The sequence below is a fragment of the Corynebacterium sp. genome (assembly GCF_030826625.1).
Classification (GTDB): domain Bacteria; phylum Actinomycetota; class Actinomycetes; order Mycobacteriales; family Mycobacteriaceae; genus Corynebacterium.
In genome coordinates, this window is record NZ_JAPJNQ010000121.1 from 1 (window position 1) to 3,361 (window position 3,361).

Sequence of the window (3,361 nt, forward strand, 5' to 3'; positions counted from 1 at the left end):
ATAAAGACGACAGCTATATCGGGGTGATCTTTGCCGATCTCGGCTTCGCACGAAATGACGCTTCCACCGGCACTGGGTTCAGCACCGAAATTTCCGCAGAAGAAATCGCCAAAGCGGATGCAGACTACATCTTTACCAGCGCGTATGGCGACAACGATGGCGAAGCCGCAAAGACACAAGAAGAATTCCAGCGCAATCCGCTCTGGAACCAACTGAAAGGTGAGATCCACGATGTCGACGACACCATTTGGATGAGCGCCGTCGGCATTTATGGAGCAAACGAAGTACTCGACGATATCGCCGAGTACTTCGGGGTGGATGCTGACTAAGCAGCCGGTTCGCGGCCCGCTAGGCAGCTGCTAGCACCAGCGGGCTAGTCTTCCTTGATCACTACGATCAAGTCGCCACCTTCAACGCTCGTCGCCTGCCCCATAGCGACGCGCTCGATAGTGCCGTCGACGGTGGCAGAGATTTGGGCTTCCATCTTCATCGCCTCAATGATCGCCACCTCGTCACCAGCAGAGACCTTATCTCCAACCTGTGCGGTTGGGTTCACCACACCAGCGAACGGTGCGGCCACGTGGCCAGGGTTAGACTTATCAGCTTTTTCCACCGAAGCCACCGAGGATTCCACGGATTGATCGCGGACCTTGATCGGGCGGATCTGGCCGTTGACGTTCATCACGACATTGCAGATACCCTTTTCGTCTGGATCGCCCACGGCATCCAAGCGAACCACCATTGATGGCGGGGTAAAGCCGGTCTCATCCGGTGCGAAGTGCAAGACGGTCTCCTCGCCTTCCACCAAGCCGTAGAAGAATACGCGGTCGTCCAATGCTGAAGTATCTCCGTAGCGGCGTTTGAATTCGGCGAATTCCTCCACCTGCTTCGGGAACAGAAGTCGGTCCAATCCATTGCGCCGTACCCACTTGTCGTCGTCGGCAAGCGCTTTTTCTTCTGCCTCCGGTACTTCAGTCAACTGCGGTTTCGATTCGGAACGGCCCGCCAGCGCCTTATCCTTCAGCTCAGGCCAACCAGCCGGTGGGGTACCCAGCTCACCGCGCAAGAACGCGATGACGGAATCCGGGATGTCGTACTTCTGCGGATCAGCCGCGAAGTCTTCTGGCGAGACGTTGGCGCCCACCAGGTGCAACGCCAAATCGCCAACCACCTTCGATGATGGTGTCACCTTCGTTGGGCGACCTAGCATCTCGTTGACGGCTGCGTAAGTGTCTTCGATAAGCTCGAAGCGATCGGCCAGCCCCAGAGCGCTGGCCTGCGTACGCAGGTTGGACAGCTGGCCACCCGGAATTTCGTGCTTGTACACGCGGCCAGTTGGACCAGGGATACCGGACTCGAATGGCGCGTAAACTTGGCGCACTGCTTCCCAGTATGGTTCCAGGTCGCCCACGGCCTGCAAGTCCAGGCCAGTGTCGCGCTCGGTGTTTTCGAAGGCAGCGACGATTGCGGACAGCGACGGCTGCGAGGTAGTGCCGGCCAGCGGTGCCGAAGCACCGTCGACCGCGTCGGCACCTGCATTGGCTGCTGCCAGATACGTCGCCAGCTGGCCACCGGCGGTGTCGTGGGTGTGCACGTGCACCGGCACATCGAAGTTCTTACGCAGCTCAGTGATCAGCTTGGTCGCAGCTGCCGGACGCAACAGACCAGCCATATCTTTGATTGCCAGCACGTGCGCACCGGATTCCACGATTTCTTCAGCCAGGCGCAGGTAATAATCCAGCGTGTAGATGTTTTCTTTCGGCGAAGTCATATCGCCGGAATACGCCATGGCAACCTCGGCGACAGACTTGTTGGTCTCCAGCACCGCATCGATCGCTGGGCGCATCTGGGAAACATCATTCAAAGCGTCGAAGATGCGGAAGATGTCGATACCAGAATCCGAGGCTTCTTGGACGAATGCCTTGGCGACCGCGTCCGGATACGGCGTATAACCGACGGTGTTGCGTCCACGCAGCAGCATCTGCAGGTTGATGTTCGGCATTTCTTTGCGCAACAGATCCAGGCGCTGCCATGGGTCTTCGTGCAAAAAGCGCATGGAAACGTCGTAGGTGGCGCCACCCCAGGCCTCTACGGAGTACAAGTCCGGCGTCATGCGGGCCACGTGCTGCGCAGCAGCAAACAGCGTGGAGGTACGCACGCGAGTAGCAAGCAACGACTGGTGTGCGTCGCGGAAAGTCGTGTCGGTGACGGCCAAAGCGTCTTGCTCACGGATCGACTTCGCGAAGCCTTCTGGCCCCAATTCCAGCAAGCGATCGCGCGAACCCTTCGGGATTTCAGGTGCCAATTGTTTTGGCAGCTTATCGAAGGCACGCAACGCAGTTGGACGTTCGCCGTGTGGCTTGTTCACGGTCATATCCGCGATGTATTCCAAGATGCGGCCCGGCTCATCATCGGCCGGAGGGGCTTCTAGCAGGTGTGGGTGATCGGCGATGAAGCCGGTGTTGATGCGCTCGTTCGCGAATTCTGGTTCGCGCAGAAGGGCACGCAGGAAGCCAATATTCGTCGACACGCCTGTGACCGTGAACTCGTTCAGGGCTCGCTGAGCACGGGCCACCGCAATCTGGAAGTCCGCGCCCCGGCAGGTCATCTTCACCAGCAGCGAGTCGAAATTCGGGGTGATCTCTGCGCCCACGGAGGTCGCACCATCCAGACGCACACCAGCTCCACCCGGCGAGCGATAAGACGAAACAGTACCGGTGTCTGGGCGGAAGCCGTTGGCTGGATCCTCGGTGGTAATACGGCACTGCAGAGCAGCACCAGTCAACTTGATATCTTCTTGGCGCAGCCCCAGCTGCTCCAGGCTCGCACCAGCAGCAATGTGCATCTGCGATTTCACGATGTCGACAGAGGTTACTTCCTCAGTAACCGTGTGCTCGACCTGCACACGCGGGTTCATCTCGATGAAGACATGCTTGCCATTTTCGTCGACAAGAAACTCGACCGTACCGGCGCCTTCGTAGTTGATGTGCTCACAGAAACGCACCGCGTCGGCACAAATCTTTTCCCGCAACTGTGGATCCAAAAACTGCGCCGGAGCAATTTCGACGACCTTCTGGTGGCGACGCTGCAGCGAGCAATCGCGCTCATAGAGGTGGACGACGTTGCCCTGCGAGTCCGCCAAAATCTGTACCTCGATGTGTTGCGGTTTGATCACCGCAGTTTCGAGATAGACGCTGGCATCGCCGAACGCGGCCTCGGCTTCACGAGAGGCTTCAGCGATTTTCGTCCGCAGCTCTTTCTCGCTTTTCACGAAGCGCATACCGCGGCCACCACCACCAGCGACGGCTTTGACGAACAGCGGGTATTCAAATTCCGAGGAGTATTCCACCAGCGTATCGAC

2 protein-coding genes are annotated in these 3,361 nt (G+C 58.4%); one reads left to right on the plus strand and one right to left on the minus strand.

Features of this window, described 5'->3' with window-relative positions; translation table 11 throughout:
• Positions 1-329: ABC transporter substrate-binding protein (locus tag RCH87_RS10345; RefSeq protein WP_306516618.1), on the plus strand; the 329-nt coding region annotated here is incomplete at its 5' end.
• A 44-nt stretch (positions 330-373) separates the two neighbouring features.
• Here the strand turns inward: RCH87_RS10345 and RCH87_RS10350 are convergent.
• On the minus strand, positions 374-3,361 hold a 2,988-nt coding region (locus RCH87_RS10350), incomplete at its 5' end, for a pyruvate carboxylase (protein WP_306516619.1).